The sequence below is a fragment of the Pseudomonas sp. CF161 genome (assembly GCF_000416215.1).
In the GTDB taxonomy this organism is placed as follows: domain Bacteria; phylum Pseudomonadota; class Gammaproteobacteria; order Pseudomonadales; family Pseudomonadaceae; genus Aquipseudomonas.
This window is the reverse complement of the sequence record NZ_ATLP01000011.1, coordinates 1-543: the sequence shown is the minus strand read 5'-3', so window position 1 is coordinate 543 and position 543 is coordinate 1. Positions and strand designations below refer to the sequence as shown.

The following is a 543-nucleotide window of genomic DNA, read 5'->3' as shown; positions in this document are numbered from 1 at the left end:
CAGCAGCAGCGACAGGCTGGCCGTGGCCGCCACCAGCGAGGCAAATGCCGAGTCGGCGCCGATGGCGTCCGCCAGGCGCTGCAAGGGTGTGGCCAACTGCTCATGCAGCCCCAGCACACAGGCCTGCACCAGCAGCGCTGCCGCGCCCCGGGCATCGGCCAGGCCGTCGCCGGCCTGTTGTTCCAGGCGCTGGGCGAAGCGATTGGCCACCGCCTGGGGCAGGGTCGTGCCATACACCGACGCCTCCACCAGCGCACCTTCGGTGCTGGCCGTCCAGGCGTACTCCCAGTGTTCCTGGAGCAGATGCAAACCGTGGCCGCCGACAAAATCCGGGCCGCCGGTGCGCCAGGCAAAGGGGATGCCCAACAGCAGCAGGCCATGCAGCAACTGGCTGCTGCGCCGGTGTTCGGCGCGCCGGTACAGGTCCAGCGCCACCCGGCGCGGCTGCGAATCGTGCAGCTTCAGGCGCTGGCGCCGGGCACGGTATTCCACGTCCTTGACCAACGGCGGCGTGCCGGCCCCGGGCGGCACCCGGCCCAGGGC

Annotated in this window: 1 protein-coding gene; it reads right to left on the bottom strand. The window is 71.8% G+C overall.

All coding sequences use genetic code 11. From position 1 onward, the window contains the following. A partial coding sequence (locus tag CF161_RS33015; protein WP_020294483.1) for a DUF5682 family protein occupies window positions 1-543 on the bottom strand: 543 nt, incomplete at both ends.